This window comes from Vallitalea pronyensis, from assembly GCF_018141445.1.
Classification (GTDB): Bacteria; Bacillota; Clostridia; order Lachnospirales; family Vallitaleaceae; genus Vallitalea; species Vallitalea pronyensis.
In genome coordinates this window covers 4,398,443-4,421,253 of the sequence record NZ_CP058649.1, presented here as the reverse complement: position 1 = coordinate 4,421,253, position 22,811 = coordinate 4,398,443, and the positions used below count along the sequence as shown (strand labels likewise).

Here is a 22,811-nt window from a genome sequence, read left to right as displayed (position 1 = left end):
TATTCAAAAAACCGAGTAAGATTCCTACAATAAAGGGAAATGTTACTCGGTTTTACCTATGGATTCAAACGACTATGTCCAACCTTCGTGTCCAAATGCTTTTTTATTTATTAAACATAAAAACCTTAAGTTATACTAAATGAATAGTAATTAAATAGGAGGTACAATATATGTTTTTAAGTAGACATAATACTAAAAATGGATTAAATGAATATCCACTGACATCTTATCAAAGCGATATTTGGATCGATCAGCAACGATACCCCAATAGACCATTATATAATATTGGTGGTTATGTAGAAATAAAGGGTAAAATGGATGTTACTATTTTTAATCAGGCGAGTAATTTATTAATTGCACAAAACGATGCTTTACGTATAATCGTATTCGAAAAACATGGACAACCCTTTCAAAGATTCTTGTCAAAATTAAATCATCACGTTGCATTCCACGATTTCTCTAATCAATCAAATCCTATTGCATATAGTAAGAACTGGATGAATAATGAAATGACGAAGTCATTTATAATGAATGAAAATATCCTATTTCAGATATGTTTAATTAAGGCAGATGAAGCATTATTTTATTGGTTTATCAAATGCCATCACTTGATCACGGATGGCTGGGGTTTTGCGCTTTTAGCAAAGAGGATAAAATCAATATACAACGACTTAATAAAAGGTGATGAGCATCAACAGGACATATATTCCTATAAGGATTTCATATTAGAAGACCAGAAATATATAAAAGGGAATAACTATGAAAGAAATAGATTGTTCTGGAAGGAAAAGCTTAAAGAACTACCCAAGCCCTTTATTACGAGGAAACCGACCACGTATAATGGAGGCGAAAACATAACGACAAGTTCAAGGCAAGCAATGGTTGTAAAGCGTTCTCTTTATAATAAGCTCATTGATCTATGCAAGAAAAATGAATGCTCTATATTTCATTTCTTCTTAGCCATACTCGCCATATATTTTTCAAAAGTATATTCTAAAAATGAGATTATGGTAGGTGTACCCATCTTAAATCGAAAAAACAAGAAGTTTAAATCCACAGTCGGTCTATTTGTAAATATTATTCCTGTGAAAATATGTTTAGAAAATGATATAAGTTTTTTGGAGTTAATGCATACCATAAAAAGAGATTTGGGCACATGCTATCGACATAAAAATCTTCATTTGGGTCAAATAATACATGAAGCTTCAACTAGAAATGATGTAAATGATATTTTTTTTGAAATAATATTATCCTATCAGAAGGAAGAGCATACAGGCAGTTTTTGTGATTACCCAACCAAAAGGATTGCCTTAGGCAACCAAAGCAAAAAAAATGCTTTATCGGTTTCTATAAAAGAGTTTACAGAAGATGAAGATGTGATGATCGATATTGACTATGAGCTTGAGATTTTTAACAGCACATTTCCCATTGAGCATGTAATAAAACATCTAAGCTATATGGTAAACGAAGCTCTAGAAAAATATTCACAAAATGTATTAAACATAGCATATATGCCCAGGGACGAAAAGGAGCAGATACTCTATGGATTTAATGATACAAAAGTAGACTATCCAAGGGATAAGACCATACAAAAGTTATTTGAAGAGCAGGTAGAAAGGACGCCTGACAATATAGCGGTGGTATATGAGGAGAAGCAGCTAACCTATATGGAACTAAATCAAAGGGCGAATCAGCTAGCAAGGGTACTAAGGAAAAAGGGTGTAAAGGCTGATTGTATAGTAGGCATCATGGTGGAGCGTTCAATGGAAATGATAGTGGGTATCATGGGTATACTTAAGGCAGGAGGCGCATATTTACCAATAGACCCAGACTATCCCCAGGATAGAACAAGCTACATGCTTGAGGATAGTCGTGCAAAAATAGTATTAGTACAAGGTCATCCTATAGATAAAATAAAATTTGAAGGTGAACTAATAGACATACTGGATGAAAACATATACATAGGGAATGCAAGAAATTTAGAGGTTATTCATAATGCAAGAGATTTAGCCTATATCATCTATACCTCAGGCTCAACAGGGAAACCAAAGGGGGTTATGATAGAGCATTATTCAATGGTTAATCGATTACAATGGATGCAGAAGCAGTATCCTATTGGGGAAGATGATGTTATACTTCAAAAGACGCCATATACCTTTGATGTTTCAGTTTGGGAGCTGTTTTGGTGGGCAATGACAGGGGCGAGCGTTTGTTTTTTAGAACCCCAAGGTGAAAAAGACCCGAAAGTTATTGAGAGAGCTATTGTGAAAAATAAAGTCACTACCCTTCACTTTGTACCATCCATGTTCAATATATTTTTAACGTATATGGCATCACGGGGGAATTTGGATAATCTATCCAGCTTAAATCAGGTCTTTACCAGTGGCGAGGCACTTCTAGCACAACATGTAGAGAAATTTAACAACATACTACCTAAGGAAAACAAGATTAGCCTAACAAATTTATATGGACCGACTGAAGCAACCGTTGATGTGACATATTTTGATTGTATTAATGAAGAATTAAAAAATATACCAATAGGTAAACCCATTGATAATACTAAGATATACATGGTTGATAGATTTAACAACTTACAGGCAATAGGAGTCCCAGGTGAATTATGTATAGCTGGAGAAGGACTAGCAAGGGGATACTTACATAGACCAGAGCTAACAAAGGAAAAGTTTGTAGATAATCCATTTACACCAGGAGAAAGGATGTATAAAACAGGCGACCTGGCAAGATGGTTACCCGATGGGAATATAGAGTTCTTAGGAAGAATAGACCACCAGATAAAAATAAGAGGATATAGAATAGAGCTAGGGGAGATAGAGGCTCAGCTTTTAAAGCATGAAGAAATAAAGGAAGCAGTGGTAGTGACTAAGGAAGATGAACGTAATCATAAATATTTGTGTGGCTATCTAGTAGTACAAAATGAACTGAAGGTACAGGCGTTAAGAAAACACTTAACTAAGGAACTGCCTGACTATATGATACCCACAAGCTATGTAAAGCTTGACAAGATGCCCCTTACAGCAAGCGGAAAGATAGACAGAAAGGCACTACCAGAGCCAGATGGCGATATGAATACAGGTGTAGCCTATGTGGCACCAAGAAATAAAACAGAGGAAAGACTGGTAGAGATATGGCAGGATGTACTGGGAGTAGGAAAAGTAGGTATAAAGGATAACTTCTTTGAACGAGGCGGACATTCATTAAAGGCCACTTCCCTTGTAACAAAGCTCCATAAAGCATTTAATGTAGAAGTACCACTCAGGGAAGTGTTCAAAAAGCCAACCATAAAAGAGCTAGCCATATTCATAAATAGCAGAGAAGAGAGCATGTATGCCTCAATAGAGCCCGTGGAGGAGAAAACCTATTATGAACTATCATCGGCACAAAGAAGACTATATGTATTAAATCAGCTTGAAGGAGCACAGAGAAGCTATAATATGCCAGGTGTAATGGAGATAGAGGGAAGTCTTGATAGAGATAAGCTGGAAGAAGCATTTAAGGAAATCATAAGGCGACATGAATCCCTACGGACCTCCTTTGAAATAGTGGATGGTGAGCCAGTCCAGATGGTACATAAGGAAGTTGAATTTAAAATAGATTATGAAGAAGTAAATGAGACAGAAATAGATAAGAGAATAAAGCATTTTGTAAGGGAATTTGACCTATCGAAGGCACCACTACTAAGGATGGGTTTATTAAAAGTACAAAAAAACAAGTATATAATGCTCTTTGACATGCATCATATCATTTCGGACGGGGTATCAATGAACGTACTCATAAGGGAATTTACACAGATTTATAAAGGAAAGAAGTTGCCAGAGCTTAAAGTACACTATAAAGATTATTCGGCGTGGCAAAATGAGTTTTTAAAGTCAGTGGGAATGAAAAGACAAGAAGCGCACTGGATAAATAGATTTAGGGGAGAAGTACCCGTGCTTAGTATGCCAACTGATTATCAGAGACCATCTATACTAAGTTTTGAAGGAGACAGGGTAGCGTTTGAAATAGGAGAAGAGTTGAAGGGTAAGCTGGAAAAAATAGCAAAGGAAACAGAGACAACCATGTATATGGTACTTCTAGCAGCATATAATACACTGCTCTTTAAATACACAGGTCAAGAAGATATGGTGGTTGGCTCACCAATAGCAGGAAGACCCCATGAAGATATGCAAGAGATAATCGGCATGTTTGTCAATACCTTAGCCATGAGAAATGAGCCAAGGGGAGATAAGAGCTTTAAAGCGTTTCTTAGTGAGGTAAAGGAAAATGCCCTGGGAGCATATGAAAATCAGGATTATCCGTTTGAAGAGCTGGTAGAAAGACTTGACGTGAAAAGGGATATGAGTAGAAATCCACTATTTGATACCATGTTTGTGCTTCAGAATACAGGAAATATGGATATTGAGATTAGAGACCTGAGCTTTAAGTCATGCCCTATAGAAAACAACATATCAAAGTTTGATATGACATTAAATGGGCGTGAACAAGATGGGAAGGTATGCTTTGATCTTGAATATAGTACCAGGTTATATAGAAAGGAAACAATAGAAAGGTTCGCAGAGCATTATAGAAATATACTAAAAGAAATAGCTGAAAACATGGAAGTGAAGCTTTCAGAAATAGACATGATGTCACCACAAGAAAGAGAGCAAATTCTGTATGGATTTAATGGTACACAAACAGAATATCCCAGGAATAAAACCGTAAAAAAACTATTTGAAGAGCAGGTAGAGAGGACCCCAGAAAATATAGCAGTCGTATTCGGTAAAGAGCAGCTGACATATATCGTGTTAAATGAAAAAGCTAACCAGCTTGCAAGAATGCTGAGGGAAAAGGGCGTAAAGGCTGAAAGTTTAGTAGGTATCATGGTAGAGCGTTCAGTGGAGATGATAATAGGGATATTAGGCATACTTAAGGCAGGAGGCGCATATCTGCCAATAGATCCGGAATATCCCATGGAAAGAATAGGCTATATGATGAAAGATAGTCATGCAGAAATAATACTATCACAAGGTAACCTCATCCATAACATAAAATCCGAAGGTGACATAATAGATATACTAAATAAAAAAATTTATACAGGCGATACAAGTAATTTAGAAACAGTTAGTGACGCAAAAAATTTAGCCTATATCATCTATACTTCAGGCTCAACGGGAAAGCCAAAGGGAGTAATGATAGAGAATAAATCAATAATGAATACATTATGCTGGCGTAAAGCTCATTACCAATTTAATAATAAAGATACAGTATTACAAATGCCCTCCTTTGCTTTTGATAGTTCGGTAGAGGATATATTCACGGCGCTAATATCAGGTGCTAAGCTAGTCTTAATAAAACAGGAAGAAAGATTAAATATAAGATATTTAAAAGAGGTCATTAGGGAAAATAATGTCACACACTTTTTAGCAGTACCAAGTCTTTATAAAGCTTTAATTGAAGAAATAGATGCGGAAATAGAGACAGTAAGGGTAATAACATTGGCAGGAGAAAGTTTTACAAAGAATGTAGTGGGACAGCATTATAAAAAAGTACCTCATATAAGGTTAATAAACGAATATGGACCAACAGAGAATAGCGTATGCACATCATATTTTGAGTTTACTAAAGATAGCCAAGAGGTTTTGATTGGTAAGCCCATAGCAAATACGATCGTGTATATATTGGATAAAAATAACCACCTTGTTCCAGTAGGTGCCAAAGGAGAATTGTGTATAAGTGGAGCTGGACTAGCAAGGGGATACTTACATAGACCAGAGATTACAAAGGAAAAGTTTGTAGACAATCCATTCATACCAGGAGACAGAATGTATAAGACAGGGGACTTGGCAAGATGGCTGCCTGATGGCAACATAGAATTCTTAGGAAGAATAGACCATCAGGTAAAAATAAGGGGATATCGAATAGAACTGGGAGAGATTGAAGCTCAGCTTATAAAGCATGAAGAGATAAAAGAAGCGGTGGTAGTGGCAAAAGAAGATGTAAGCAGTAATAAGTACTTGTGTGGCTATATCGTAGCAAAAGGTGAGCTAAAAATACAAAAAATAAGGAAGCACCTATCCAAGGAGCTGCCAGACTATATGATACCGACAAGCTATGTCATAATTGAAAAAATGCCCCTTACCCCAAATGGAAAGATAGACAGAAAGGCACTACCTGAGCCAGATGGCGATATCCATACAGGTGTAGGCTATGTAGCACCAGGAAATAAAACAGAGGAAAGACTGGTAGAGATATGGCAGGATGTACTGGGAGTAGGAAAAGTAGGTATAAAGGATAACTTCTTTGAACGAGGCGGACATTCATTAAAGGCCACTTCCCTTGTATCAAAAATCCATAAAGCATTTAATGTAGAAGTACCACTCAGGGAAGTGTTCAAAAAACCAACCGTAAAAGAGCTAGCCATATTTATAAAGAGCAGAGAAGAAAGCATATATGCCTCAATAGAGCTCGTGGAGAAGAAAGCCTATTATGAACTATCATCGGCACAAAGAAGACTATATGTATTAAATCAGCTTGAAGGAGCACAGACAAGCTATAATATGCCGAGCGTAATGGAGATAGAGGGAAGTCTTGATAAAGACAGGCTGGAAGAAGCTTTTAAGGAAGTTATAAGAAGACATGAATCCCTTCGGACTTCTTTTGAAGTAGTAGATGGTGAGCCCGTGCAGATGGTACATAGTGAAGCTGAATTTACAATAGATTATGAAGAAGTAAATGAGACAGAAATAGATGAAAAAATAAAGGATTTTGTAAAGGCATTCGACCTATCAAAGGCACCGCTTTTAAGGATGGGCTTATTAAAAGTACAAAAAAATAAGCATATAATGCTCTTTGACATGCATCATATTATATCGGATGGGGTATCAATGAACGTACTCATAAGGGAATTTACACAGATTTATGAAGGAAAGAAGTTTCAAGAGCTTAAAGTACACTATAAAGATTATTCGGTGTGGCAAAATAAGCTGTTAAAATCAGATGACATGAAGAAGCAGGAGGAGTACTGGATAAATCGGTTTAGGGGAGAAGTACCCGTGCTTAGTATGCCTGCCGATTATCTGAGACCATCCATACAGAGCTTTGAAGGCGATCGTATAACTTTTGAAATAGGAATAGAATTAACAAGGAAACTGGAGACAATAGCAAAGGAAACTGAGACAACCATGTATATGGTGCTTCTAGCAGCATACTATACCCTGCTACATAAATATACAGGTCAAGAAGATATGGTGGTTGGCTCCCCAATAGCGGGAAGACCTTACGTAGATATTCAAGAGATAATAGGCATGTTTGTCAATACCCTTGCCATGAGAAATGAGCCAAGGGGAGATAAGAGCTTTAAAGCGTTTCTTAGAGAAGTAAAGGAAAATGCTCTGAGAGCATATGAAAATCAGGATTATCCTTTTGAAGAGCTGGTAGAAAAACTTGACCCAAAGAGAGATATGAGTAGAAATCCACTATTTGATACCATGTTTGTACTACAGAATACAGGCAGTATGGCTATAGAGATTCAAGACCTCAGCTTTAAGCCATACCCTATGGAATACAACATATCACAGTTTGACATGACATTAAGTGGAGAGGAAAGAGATGGGAAGGTATACTTTGACCTTGAATACAGTACAAGGCTATTTAGAAAGGTAACAATAGAAAGATTTGTAGAGCACTATAGAAATATACTGAAAGAAATAGCTGAAAATATAGAAGTGAAGCTTTCAGAAATAGACATGATGTCACGAGAAGAAAGAGAGCAGATCCTGTATGGTTTTAATGATACAAAAGTAGACTATCCAAGGGATAAGACCATACAAGGGTTATTTGAAGAACAGGTGGAAAGGACCCCTGATAATATAGCGGTCGTCTTTGAGGATAAGCAGCTGACCTATATGGAGTTAAATCAAAGGGCAAATCAGTTAGCAAGGATACTAAGAAAGAAAGGCGTAAAGCCTGATGGTATAGTAGGCATCATGGTGGAGCGCTCAATAGAAATGATCGTAGGCATCATGGGCATTCTAAAAGCAGGAGGCGGATATCTGCCAATAGACCCAGAATATCCTATGGAAAGAATAAGCTATATGATGAAAGATAGTCATGCAGAAACATTACTATCACAAGGTAACTACGATAACATAAAATTTGAAGGTGAAATAATAGATATACGAGATGAAAGCATATATGCTGAAGAAGTAAGTAATATTGAAACAGTGAATAACCCAGGAGATTTAGCTTATATCATCTATACATCAGGCTCCACTGGAAAGCCTAAAGGCGTCATGATAGAGCATAGAAGCGTTATCAACCTTACGACTTCTCAAAAGAATGCATTCAAGATAGATGAAAGTGATAGCATATTACAATTCTCATCTATCTGTTCTGACCCTTCAGTAGAGCAAACATTTATGTCATTATTTAGTGGAGCATCTTTAGTATTAATTGATAAGGAAAGAATTTTAGACCTCCATAAATTTGAGGCATATATAGCCGATCACAAAGTAACCCATATAGATTCTGTGCCGATCTTTTTGGATAAGATCATAAGCCATAAAAACTCTAACTTAAAGAGGATAGTTTCAGGTGGCGATATTTGCTCCATAAATCTAGCAAAAAAATGGTATAGAACCGTTGATTTTTATAATGCGTATGGACCTACTGAAACAACCGTTACAGCCATTCAATTATTGGTAAAGGATATGGATGTTCAAGAGGGATTATCCCAATTAAGCATTGGTAAACCAATAGGCAATACAAAAGTATACATATTAAAAAAGAAGAATAAAGTACTACCAATAGGCGTACCAGGAGAACTTTGTATAGCTGGAGAAGGCGTAGCAAGGGGATACCTAAACAGAACCGAGCTAACAAAGGAGAAGTTTGTAGACAATCCATATATAGCAGGAGAAAGAATGTATAAGACAGGTGACCTGGCAAGATGGATGCCCGATGGCAACATAGAATTCCTAGGAAGAGTGGACGAACAGGTAAAAATAAGGGGATATAGAATAGAGCTAAGGGAGATAGAAGCTCAGCTTTTAAAGCATGAAAAAATAAAGGAAGCAGTGGTAGTGGCAAAGGAAGATGAAAGTAATCATAAATATTTGTGTGGCTATATCGTAGTAGAAAATGAACTGAAAGTACAGGCGTTAAGAAAGCACCTAGCTAAGGAGTTACCGGACTATATGATACCTACAAGCTACGTAGAGCTTGACAAGATGCCACTTACAACAAGCGGAAAGATAGATAGAAAGGCACTACCTGAGCCAGATGGCGATATGAATACAGGTGTAGCTTATGTGGCTCCAGAAAATAAAACAGAGGAAAGACTGGTAGAGATATGGCAGGAAGTGCTTAGCGTTGAAAAAGTAGGCATAAAAGATAACTTCTTTGAACGAGGCGGACATTCATTAAAGGCCACTTCCCTTGTATCAAAAATCCATAAAGTATTTAGTGTAGAAGTACCACTCAGGGAAGTGTTCAAAAAACCAACCATAAAAGAGCTAGCCATATCTATAAAAAGCAGAGAAGAAAGCATATATACCTCAATAGAGCCAGTGGAGAAGAAAGCCTATTATGAACTATCATCGGCACAAAGAAGGCTATATGTATTGAATCAGCTTGAAGGAGCACAGACAAGCTATAATATGCCGAGCGTAATGGAGATAGAGGGAAGTCTTGATAGAGATAAGCTGGAAGAAGCATTTAAGGAAGTTATAAGAAGACATGAATCCCTTCGGACCTCTTTTGAAGTAGTAGATGGCGAGCTGGTGCAGATGGTACATAAGGAAGCTGAATTTACAATAGATTATGAAGAAGTAAATGAGACAGAAATAGGTGAGAGAATAAAGGGTTTTGTAAAGGCATTTGACCTATCAAAGGCACCGCTTTTAAGGATGGGCTTATTAAAAGTACAAAAAAATAAGCATATAATGCTCTTTGACATGCATCATATTATATCGGATGGGGTATCAATGAACGTACTCATAAGGGAATTTACACAGATTTATGAAGGAAAGAAGTTTCAAGAGCTTAAAGTACACTATAAAGATTATTCGGTGTGGCAAAATAAGCTGTTAAAATCAGATGGCATGAAGAAACAGGAAGAGTATTGGATAAATAAATTTAGAGGAGAAGTACCCGTGCTTAGTATGTCTACCGATTATCCGAGACCATCCGTACAGAGCTTTGAAGGAGATCGTGTAACTTTTGAAATAGGAGAAGAATTAACAAGGAAACTGGAGACAATAGCAAAAGATACAGAGACAACCATGTATATGGTGCTTCTTGCTGCATATAATACCCTGCTACATAAATATACAGGTCAAGAAGATATGGTGGTTGGCTCACCAATAGCAGGAAGACCCCATGCAGACCTAGAGAATATCATAGGTATGTTTGTCAATACCCTTGCCATGAGAAATGAGCCAAGGGGAGACAAGAGCTTTAAAGAACTTCTTAGAAAAGTAAAGGAAAATGCCTTAAAGGCATATGAAAATCAGGATTATCCCTTTGAAGAACTGGTGGAGAGACTTGACCTAAAAAGAGATATGAGTAGAAATCCACTATTTGATACCATGTTTGTGCTTCAGAATACAGGAAGTATGGCTATAGAGATTCAAGACCTCATCTTTAAACCATACCCTATAGAAAACAACATATCCAAGTTTGACATGACATTAAATGGAGAGGAAAGGGATGGTAAGGTATATTTTGACTTTGAATACAGTACAAGGCTATTTAAAAAGGCAACAATCGAAAGGTTTGCAGAGCACTATAGAAATATACTAGAAGAAATAGCGGAAAATATAGAAGTGAAACTTTCAGAAATAGACATGATGTCATTAGAAGAAAGGGAGCAAATACTGTATGGATTTAATGATACAAAAGTAGACTATCCAAGGGATAAGACCATACAAGGGTTATTTGAAGAGCAGGTGGAAAGGACTCCTGATAATATAGCCGTCGTCTTTGAGGATAGACAACTGACCTATATGGAGCTAAATAAAAGGTCAAACCAGCTGGCAAGAACGCTGAGGGAAAAGGGCGTAAAGGCAGACAGCATAGTAGGCATCATGGTAGAGCGTTCAGTAGAGATGATTATAGGGATATTAGGCATACTTAAGGCAGGAGGCGCATATCTGCCAATAGACCCGGAATATCCTAACAGTAGAATCCAATACATGATAAAGGACAGCGGTGTAAAACTGCTTCTTACAGGAGGAGATGGTGCTTATAGTGTAGATACAGGCTGCTATAGGATAGATGTCTATGATAAGAGGTTATACAGAGGAAAAGCTTCAAACCTAGTCAAGGTAAATCACTCAGAAAGTTTAGCCTATGTCATCTATACATCAGGCTCAACGGGAAAGCCAAAAGGGGTTATGCTTGAGCATAAAGGCATATCTAATTTGAAAAATTACTATAAAACTTCTCTTGGTGTAAAAGCAGAGGATAGAATACTACAATTTGCAAGCAGTTCATTTGATGTATCCGTATTAGAAATAACCATGTCCTTGTTAAATGGAGCAGGATTATACATGGTTGAAAAAGAAATAATAGGAAACATTGCAAAATTTGAGGCATTTATAAATAAAAATAAGATAACCTTTGCTGCTTTATTACCAACATACCTTGTCAATATAGATCCAAATAATATAGAGACATTAAAGGTATTAATAACTGGTGGTTCGACCATATCAGCCCAGATAGTAGAGCGATGGGAAAAGCAGGTTAGATATATAAATTCATATGGACCTACAGAGGGGACAATATGTGCGACAGGATGGGATTCAAGAAGTAGGATTAGTAAGTGTCTTGAGTGTGTGCCAATAGGAAAACCAATAGATAATACCAGGATAAGCATATTAGGAAAAAGTGGAGAATTACAGCCAATAGGTGTGCCGGGAGAACTATGCATAAGTGGAGAAGGCGTAGCAAGGGGATACTTACATAGACCAGAGCTAACAAAGGAGAAGTTTGTAGATAGTCCATTTATAGCAGGAGAAAGAATGTATAAAACAGGTGACTTGGCAAGATGGCTGCCCGATGGCAACATAGAATTCTTAGGAAGAATAGACCATCAGGTAAAAATAAGGGGATATAGAATAGAACTGGGAGAGATAGAAGCTCAGCTTTTAAAGCATGAAAAAATAAAGGAAGCAGTGGTAGTGGCAAAGGATGATAAAAGTATTCATAAATATTTATGTGGCTATATCGTAGTAGAAAATGAACTGAAAGTACAGGCGTTAAGAAAGCACCTAGCTAAGGAGTTACCGGACTATATGATACCTACAAGCTACGTAGAGCTTGACAAGATGCCACTTACAACAAGCGGAAAGATAGATAGAAAGGTACTACCTGAGCCAGATGGCGATATGAATACAGGTGTAGCTTATGTGGCTCCAAGAAATAAAACAGAGGTAAGATTGGCAGAGATATGGCAGGAAGAGCTTGGTCTTGAAAAAATAGGCATAAAGGATAACTTCTTTGAACGAGGCGGACATTCATTAAAGGCCACTTCCCTTGTATTAAAAATCCATAAAGCATTTAATGTAGAAGTACCACTTAGGGAAGTGTTCAAAAAGCCAACCATAAAAGAACTAGCCATATGTATAAAGAACAGAGAAGAAAGCATATATGCCTCAATAGAGCCCGTGGAGAAGCAAGCCTATTATGAACTATCGTCGGCACAAAGAAGACTATATGTATTAAATCAGCTTGAAGGAGTACAGACAAGCTATAATATGCCGTGCGTAATGGCGATAGAGGGAAGCCTTGATAAAGACAAGCTGGAAGAAGCATTTCAGGAAGCCATAAGGCGACATGAATCTCTTCGTACTTCCTTTGAAATAGTAGATGGCGAGCCGGTGCAGATGGTACATAAGGAAGCTGAATTTACAATAGATTATGAAGAAGTAAATGAGGCAGAAATAGATAAGAGAATAAAGCATTTTATAAAGGCATTTGACTTATCGAAGGCGCCACTTTTAAGGTTGGGCTTATTAAAAGTACAAAAAAACAAGCATATAATGCTCTTTGACATGCATCATATTATATCGGATGGGGTATCAATGAACATACTTATAAGAGAATTTACACAGCTTTATGAAGGAAAGAAGCCTAAGAAGCTTAAAGTACACTATAAAGATTATTCCACGTGGCAAAATCAGCTGTTAAAATCAGATGACATGAAGAAGCAGGAAGAATACTGGATAAATAAGTTTAGAGAAGAAGTACCAGTGCTTAATATGCCCACTGATTATCCGAGACCACTCGTACAAAGCTTTGAAGGAGACCATATAGCATTTGAGATAGGAGAAAAGCTGAGGGGTAAGCTGGAAAAAATGGCTAAGGAAACTGAGACAACCCTGTATATGGTGCTTCTAGCAGCATACAATACTCTGCTCTATAAATATACAGGCCAAGAAGATATGGTGGTTGGCTCACCAATAGCAGGAAGACCCCATGCAGACCTAGAGCATATCATAGGCATGTTTGTCAATACCCTTGCCATGAGAAATAAGCCAAGGGGAGACAAGAGCTTTAAAGCGTTTCTTAGAGAAGTAAAGGAAAATGCTCTGAGAGCATATGAAAATCAGGATTATCCCTTTGAAGAGCTGGTAGAAAGACTTGACCTAAAAAGAGATATGAGTAGAAATCCACTATTTGATACCATGTTTGTGCTTCAGAATACAGGAAGTATGGCTATAGAGATTCAAGGCCTGATCTTTAAGCCATACCCTATGGAAAACAACATATCACAGTTTGACATGACATTAAGTGGAGAGGAAAGAGATGGGAAGGTATACTTTGATCTTGAATACAGTACAAGGCTATTTAGAAAGGCAACACTAGAAAGGTTTGCAGAGCACTATAGAAATATTTTAAACGAAATAGCTGAAAATATGGAAGTGAAACTTTCAGAAATAGGTATGATGTCACACCAAGAAAAAGAGCAGATACTATATGATTTTAATGATACAAAAGTAGACTATCCAAGGGATAAGACCATACAAGAGTTATTTGAAGAGCAGGTGGAAAGGACTCCTGATAATATAGCCGTCGTCTTTGAGGATAAGCAGCTGACCTATATGGCGTTAAATCAAAGGGCAAACCAGCTTGCAAGAATGCTGAGGGAAAAGGGCGTAAAGGCAGACAGCATAGTAGGCATCATGGTAGAACCTACAGTAGAGATGATTATAGGTATCATGGGTATTCTAAAGGCAGGAGGCGTATATCTGCCAATAGATCCGGAATATCCTAACAGTAGAATCCAATACATGATAAAAGACAGTGGTGTAAAACTACTTCTGACAGGAAGAGATATTGCAAAAGGGATTGAGGCAGGCTGCCATAGGATAGATGTCTATGATAAAAACTTATATAGGGGAGCAGCGTCAAACGTAGTCAAGGTAAATCACTCAAAAAGCTTAGCCTATATCATCTATACATCAGGCTCAACTGGAAAGCCTAAAGGCGTCATGATAGAGCATAGAAGCGTTATCAACCTTACGACTTCTCAAAAGGAAGCATTCAAGATAGATGAACAGGATAACATATTACAATTCTCATCTATCTGTTCGGATCCTTCCGTAGAGCAAACATTTATGACGTTGTTTAGTGGCGCATCGTTAGTATTAATTGATAAGGAAAGGATTTTAGATCCCCATAAATTTGAGGCATATATAGCCGATCACAAAGTAACCCATATAGATTCTGTGCCGGTCTTTTTGGATAAGATCATAAGCCATAAAAGCTATAGCTTAAAACGGGTAGTTTCAGGTGGCGATATATGTTCCATAGATTTAGCAAAAAAATGGTATAAAACCGTTGACTTTTATAATGCGTATGGACCAACGGAAACCACTGTTACAGCCATTCAATTACTGGTAAAGGATAGTGATGTGGATAAGGAATTATCCCAATTAAGCATTGGTCAACCCATAGGCAATACAAAAGTATACATATTAAATAAAGAGCATAAAGCGCTGCCAATAGGCGTGCCAGGAGAACTGTGTATCAGTGGAGAAGGTGTAGCAAGGGGATACCTAAACAGACCAGAGCTAACAAAGGAGAAGTTTGTAAACAATCCATTCATACCAGGAGAAAGAATGTATAAGACAGGAGATCTGGCAAGATGGCTGCCTAATGGCAACATAGAATTCCTAGGAAGAGTGGATGAACAGGTAAAAATAAGGGGATATAGAATAGAGCTAGGGGAGATAGAAGCTCAGCTTTTGAAACACGAAGAAATAAAAGAAGCTGTGGTAGTGGCAAAAGAAGATGAGAGCAGTAATAAGTACCTGTGCGGCTATATCGTCGTGAAAAATGAAGTGAAGGCACAGGAACTAAGAGAGTACCTCTCCAAGGAACTGCTGGATTATATGATACCGTCATGTTATGTGGAGCTCGACACCATGCCCCTTACTCCAAATGGTAAGATAGACAGAAAAGCCCTGCCAGAAGCAGATGGTAGTATACACACAGGAGCTGCGTATACTGAGCCCACCAATGAAGTCGAAGCAAGACTTGTAAAGCTATGGGAGGAAGTCCTTAAGGTAGATAAAGTAGGCATAAACGATAACTTCTTTGAACTTGGGGGACACTCGCTAAAGGCAGGAGCGATTATTTCAAGCATCTATCGACACTTTAAGGTAGACATACCACTCATGGAGATATTTAAAACTCCCACAATCAAGGCGATTGGTAAGCTCATAACGCATTTAGAGCGAGACGCTATCTTAAAAAATGACAATAACTGTATTTTATTAAATGAGAAACGAAATAAAACCATATTTGCATTTCCACCTATTATTGGAAGCGCTATTGCCTTTAAACATCTTGCAAAATATATGGATTCCCATTCATTATATAGCTTTGACTATATTGAGGATGAAGACAAGATTAAGCAATACGCGGACTTCATCATGAGCATATCTGACGAAGAACCCTATGTCCTAATGGGCTATTCAGCAGGGGGAAATGTGGCCTTTGAAGTAGCAAAGGAACTAGAAAAGAGGCATAAAAAGGTTTCAGACATACTTATGATAGATGCCTATAGAAGGCATCAGGTTGATGCAAAGGAAGAAATAACAGCTTTTAAGAAGGAAGAATTAGAACAAGCCTTCTTACATTTCATACAAGGTGATGAAGGGCATGAAGAAGCAGCTGCCACCATGGATTTCTTTGTATCAAAGGCAATGGATCAAACACAAAAATACATGGCATATTTTCAAACCATGACCAATGAAGGAACAATACATGCCAATATCTATATGCTAAAATCAAATGAAAGTATCGTAGAAGATCCTGAAAGATACTGGGAAAAGGTAACAACAGGTGTTGTTAAAGTCGTTGAAGGCATAGGAAACCATGAACATATGCTTTCTGATTCGACATATGTAAAACACAATGGTAAGCTCATAAGAGCGATATTAGAGGAAATAAAGAGATTGTAAGCTTATGAGATGGCAGTCATATCCCCTCTAAAGAAAAATAATAAGGTATTCAAAAAACCGAGTAAGATTCCTACGATAAAGGGAAATGTTACTCGGTTTTACCTATGGACTTAAACTTTGTACCTATCATTCGTATCTTAATCGTATACGAATAACCAAATGCGGTATCAGAAGGGTTAATAAAATTGTCTAAGTTCGTTTATATTTTTCTTCAGGTCATCAAGTGCTAATCACTATAACTTTTAAATTAACCCTTGACACATGGAGTGAATATGATAGAATATAATCAATTGTATAGTGATTAATAAAAGCAATGACGGTGTCAGTAAGTAATTATTTTCTTATAGAGAGAAAGTGTCATAGGCTGCAAGCACTTTTAAGTTCAGATAATTGCCCAATTTCCCACCTAAGCTGTATTTCTGAATGAGGTAATAAGCCAGTAAGAAATAACGTTAAGCACGTTAAGCTTCCAAGAGCCATGACAGGGATATCTTAGATGTTATGGAATGAGGGTGGTACCGCCGACGATACTCGGTCCCTTACAGGGATGGAGTTTTTTTGTTGTTTTTATATGGTCACAATACAACCTTGTGACAGTGAATGAATACTTTATTCATCTTATATAGATGTGATAATCATTGTACGTAAAAAAGGTTTGAAAGGAGTCATAGCATGAAAGATAAACTACAAGCTATAAAAGAAGAAGCTTTAAAAAGAATTCAAGACGTGTCTGATCTAAAAATTCTTAATGACATTCGTGTTAATTACTTGGGTAAAAAAGGTGAACTAACCAGTGTATTAAGAGGTATGAAAGATTTGTCTAATGAAGAAAGACCTATTATAGGACAATTAGCTAATGAAGTACGTGGCATGATTGAAGACAAGTTAGAAGCAGCAAAAGGTGAATTAGCAAAGAAAGTAAGAGCGAAACAATTAGCAGAAGAGGTTATTGATGTAACCATGCCTGCTAAGAAAAAAACTCTTGGTCATCGTCATCCAATGAACATTGTCCTTGATGATATAAAAGATATCTTTATTGGTATGGGGTATCAGATTGTTGGCGGACCTGAAGTTGAAACAGATTATTATAATTTTGAGGCCTTAAACATTCCAGATAATCATCCTGCAAAAGATGAACAAGATACCTTCTATATTACGAAAGATATTGTCCTTAGAACGGCAACATCTTCCGTGCAAGTGCACACCATGGAGAATCAAAAACCACCCATTAAAATTATTGCTCCCGGTCGCGTGTATCGTTCTGACGAAGTAGATGCGACCCACTCACCAGTGTTTAATCAAATAGAAGGATTAGTCATTGATAAGAACATTACCATGGCTGACCTAAAAGGTGCTTTAGCTGTCTTTGCAACGGAGTTATACGGTGAAGATGTGAAGGTCAGGTTCAGACCCCATCATTTCCAATTCACAGAACCTAGTGCTGAAATGGATATATCCTGTTTTAATTGTGGTGGTGAAGGATGCCGAATATGCAAGGGTGAAGGTTGGGTAGAGATACTAGGTTGCGGCATGGTACATCCAAGAGTTTTAGAGATGTCTGGCATTGATCCCAATGAGTACAGTGGTTTTGCTTTTGGTATGGGAATTGACAGAATTGCCATGTTTAGATACAGTGTGAATGACATCCGTCTCTTTTATGAAAATGACGTAAGGTTTTTATCTCAATTTTAGCGAAGTATGATGGATTAGAATGTGGAGCTCATCATTAGCTCCAACATAGTGAAAGAGAGTAATTGTAACATTCATTATAATGATAAGGAAGGTGTAAAGCATGAATGTACCTATGCAGTGGTTGAAAGACTACGTGAATATAGATTGTGATATGAAAACATTTACAGACAGTATGACCATGTCAGGCTCCAAAGTAGAACGTTATGAAGAATTAGGTCAGGAGATCAGTGGTATTGTCGTTGGTAAAATATTAAAGATAGAGAGGCATCCTGATGCAGATAAGCTTGTGGTCACACAAGTGGATGTTGGACAGGAAGCGCCTATTCAGATTGTGACAGGTGCTAATAATATTAATCAGGAAGACTATGTACCTATTGCGCTATGTGGTTCTAACTTACCTGGTGGTATCAAGATAAAAAAAGGCAAACTTAGAGGCATTGAATCCAATGGTATGATGTGTTCCATAGAAGAATTGGGGTTATCATCAGAGGATTTTCCAGAGGCCCCAGAGGATGGTATCTATATTTTTAATGAACCTCATGAGCTTGGTATGGATGTTAAGCCTCTTTTTGGACTAGATGATGTTGTGGTAGAATATGAAATCACATCGAACCGTCCAGATTGTTTCAGTATTGTGGGTATAGCACGAGAAGCAGCAGCTACGTTTGATCTACCATTTCATTATCCAGAAACGAAGGTGGACGAAATTGCTGGCAATGCAGCAGACCATATTGATATTTCCATTCAGGATGATGACCTATGTGCACGTTTTGCAGGTCGTATTGTGCAAAATGTGAAAATTGGTCCTTCACCAAGCTGGATGAAGAAAAAACTTTTATCATGTGGTGTAAAACCCATTAATAACATTGTGGACATTACTAATTTTGTTATGTTAGAACTTGGTCAACCCATGCATGCCTATGATTTATCCAAACTAGTAGGCGGCAAAATCATCGTTAGACGTGCAGTGGATGGTGAGAAGGCCATGACCCTTGATGGAGAAGAACATGAACTTGATGCCTCCATGCTTGTGATAGCAGATGAAAAGAACCCAGTAGGTATTGCAGGTATCATGGGTGGTGAACATACAAAAGTCACAGAAGAAACAACAACACTGCTATTAGAAGCAGCTAATTTTGATGGTACAAATATCCGTTTCACATCTAGAAAGTTAGGTTTACGATCGGATGCATCCACTAAATTTGAAAAATACTTAGACCCTAATAATATAGAAGATGCCATGAATAGAGCTTGTAGGCTTATCAATATGTTAGGTGTTGGTGATGTGGTATCTGGTATAGTAGATGTGTATCCTCACAAAAGAGAATCAATTGAAGTAGCCTATAATCCAGAGAATATTAACCGTTTACTTGGAACGGATATTAATGAAAGTACCATGGTAGACATATTTGAAAAAATAGAATTAGTTGTTGACCGTGAGGCTAGAAAGGTCACTGTACCTACCTTTAGACCCGATATTGAAAGGGAAGCGGATCTAGCGGAAGAAGTTGCTCGTTTTTATGGTTATAACAATATACCTGCTACCCTTTCGACTGGAACACCAACAGTAGGTAAGAAAAACTATAAGCAAAAGATTGAAGACATCACAAGAAACGTCATGGAGAATTGTGGTATTCATGAAGCCATGACCTATTCTTTTGAAAGTCCAAAGGTGTTTGATAAGTTAAAATTAGATGAAGAGCATCCATTACGTCATGCAGTGAAGATTTCTAATCCATTGGGAGAAGATTTTAGCATGATGCGTACCACAACCATGAATGGTATGCTTACAGCGTTATCCACCAACTACAATCGTCGTAACGAAAGTGCTTATCTCTATGAATTAGCTTATGTGTATTTACCACAAGATGATACACTGACAGAACTTCCAGATGAACGTTTACAATTAACCATTGGTATGTATGGGGGAGTCGACTTCTATGATGTAAAAGGTGTGATTGAAACGCTTTTAGAGCGTGTGGGTATCACAGATGGTTTTAGTTATGAACCACAGACAGAAGTACCTTATCTACATCCAGGTCGTCAAGCTAAGATTACCCTTAATACAAAGAACTTAGGTTTAATAGGAGAAGTTCATCCTGATGTAACGGATAATTACGATATGGACACTCGTGTATATGTTGCTGTCATTGATATGCCTATACTTGTGAAAAAGTCCAGACTTGAACGTTCATACACTGCACTTGCAAAATACCCTGCTATCAACCGTGATATTGCTTTAATTGCTAAAGATGACGTGTTAGTTGGTCAAATTGAAGCCATTATTAAGCAACGTGGAGGTAAGACATTAGAAAGCATCAAGTTGTTTGATGTGTATACAGGTGGACAGATAGAGGAAGGTTATAAGTCCTTAGCCTTTGCCTTAACGTTTAGAGCTTCGGATCGTACGTTAAAGGAAAAAGAAATCAGTAAAACCATGCACAAGATATTAAATGGTCTTGAGACCATGTTGGATGTAAAATTAAGGCAGTAACATACGATGATTAATACAAATAATGTATGCAAAGGGTTAAGCTATAGCTTAACCCTTTGCTTGTATATAGCTTATAATTTATAATGTTTGATCTCTAATAATTCGAAGTTTATTCTTAGATAAAGCTTTTTGCAAATCTGTTTTATACATAACCTCATTAACCAGTGAGTTTATTTTCAACTAGAACCTCATGCCATAAGTGCTGACTAATTTAGACATATTAATAATAAGTTTATACCATATATTTATACCCCTAGCCCCTCACTTACCTAGTAGCTAGATGGATAACGTCAATCCGTGATGTTTAAATAATGGTTAGAAATACTTAGCGAATGGAAAGTTGAATGCCGTAAAGAAACTTAATTGTTAGAGCGTTAGCGAGTTTTAAGTTTTAGGCATTTAACTTGGAGTGAGTTTAGCATTTCTTCCATTATTTAACCTGAACGGATTGACGTTATCCATCTAGCTACGGATGTCTTGTATGTGTATATTACGATACTTTTTTATGATTCTTTCACAGCCATTGCTCATGTAATATCATTCACATATGAAGCTATTGGGATGGGGGAAATGCTATTTTGTGTGGAGTACAAGACGACCGTAGCTAGGGGATGCATACCATAACGTCGTTCAGATTAAAAGAGCCTAAGAAAAACTAAGGTTTGTTTCAGAGGTATTTCCTAAAGCTTACTAACTCCTTACAGTCAGACAAGTAAGCTTTTTAACGGAAATACCTCTTTCACTCACCAAGTTTTTCTAAGACTCTTTTAAAAATCACGACGTTATGGTATGCATCCCCTAGCTACTAGGTTATAGGTGGATTTAGTAAGTGAGAGTAAAAAACTTAGAAAAAAATAATTAGTGCTTGCATTTTTATTCATTATAATGTATAATTATGCTTGTTCATTAGTAAATATACAATGTTGTGTATAAATATAAAAACAACATGGAATTAGGGAAAGGATGTATGTAAGATGAAGAAATTAATGTGTTTATTTTTAATGATGGTGATAACCATGGGGCTAATTGGTTGTGGTCAAGCCAAGGAGGCTTCTAAGGACATAAATGAAAACCAAGAAGTAGATGCGGCAGCTGATGGGGATTCAACAAAAGATTCGGAAGATGGTACAGTGGATAGTGAGGAAGACGATAAAGAAGATGCAGATAAACCTGTAGATGAAGACAAGCAATTTATCGTGATGGGTACGAATGCAGAGTTTCCTCCTTTTGAATACATAGCTGGTGGGGAAGTTACTGGATTTGATGTGGATATAGCTAAAAAAATAGCTGAGAAGTTAGGACTAGAGCTTAAAATAGAGAACATGCAATTTTCGGGTCTTATTGCAGCACTGCAAACGAAAAAGATTGATTTTATTGCTGCAGGTATGACCAATACAGAAGAGCGAGCAAAGTCCGTTAATTTTTCACAAGATTATTTTGAAGCGTCACAAGTCATTATTGTTAAGAAAGATAGTGATGCCGTTAAGGGTAAAGCAGATTTAGAAGGTAAAAAGATAGGTGTTCAACTGGGAACAACAGGTGAAATGGAAGCAAAAGAGATTGCTGACGCCACGGTTGAATCTTATGATGCTGGATTTGCAGCGGTTATGGATTTAGCTAATGGTAAGTTGGATGCAGTGGTTATTGATCAAAAACCAGCTGAGAAATTTGTCAGTAAGAATGATAAAGTGATGATTCTAGAAGAAGAATTAACCAAAGAAGCCTATGCCATTGCTGTCAATAAAGAAGATGACGCATTATTGGATACGATTAATCAAGTGATCCAAGAGCTGCAAGAAAGTGGCGAGTACGATGCACTTTATGAGAAATACTTTGGTGAGCAAGAAGCTGAATAAACTTGGTATATTGAGCTTATGGACATGCGCTGTAAGTTCTCTATATAGATCAGGAGAGTAAAATCTCTTGACAACAATATCCTTTCAACCTTACTTCGTGGTGGTAACACACCATGGAAACTACGTTAGTCAATGTACTAACAATAGGAAAGCGCCTGTAAAGGTTTGCTTTCCTAGCTCCTTAAAAAATGTGTGTCTTTGGCACACTTTTTTATTCTTATAGGAAAGTCCTCTGAATTTAGCATATGAAATAGAAACGTTTTCATATGCGTCAAGGAAACTTTCCTAACGCAACAACTT

4 protein-coding genes and 1 other annotated feature are annotated in these 22,811 nt (G+C 37.2%); all 4 genes read left to right on the top strand.

Going from position 1 to position 22,811, the window contains the following annotated elements; all coding sequences use genetic code 11:
- The first annotated feature begins 170 nt into the window (after nt 1-170).
- Entirely contained in the window at nt 171-16,469 is a 16,299-nt protein-coding gene (locus HZI73_RS18445; protein WP_212694837.1) for a non-ribosomal peptide synthetase, read from the top strand.
- Between the two features lie 304 nt (nt 16,470-16,773).
- Nucleotides 16,774-17,012: a binding site (T-box leader), on the top strand.
- A 129-nt stretch (nt 17,013-17,141) separates the two neighbouring features.
- Nucleotides 17,142-18,161: a phenylalanine--tRNA ligase subunit alpha gene (locus tag HZI73_RS18440; protein ID WP_212694836.1), complete on the top strand. Its 1,020-nt coding sequence runs from the start codon at nt 17,142-17,144 to the stop codon at nt 18,159-18,161.
- 100 nt (nt 18,162-18,261) lie between these two features.
- Nucleotides 18,262-20,655, top strand: a complete 2,394-nt coding sequence (gene pheT, locus HZI73_RS18435) for a phenylalanine--tRNA ligase subunit beta (protein WP_212694835.1) — start codon at nt 18,262-18,264, stop codon at nt 20,653-20,655.
- 974 nt (nt 20,656-21,629) lie between these two features.
- Entirely contained in the window at nt 21,630-22,511 is an 882-nt protein-coding gene (locus HZI73_RS18430) for a basic amino acid ABC transporter substrate-binding protein (protein WP_212694834.1), read from the top strand.
- Nucleotides 22,512-22,811: the final 300 nt, after the last annotated feature.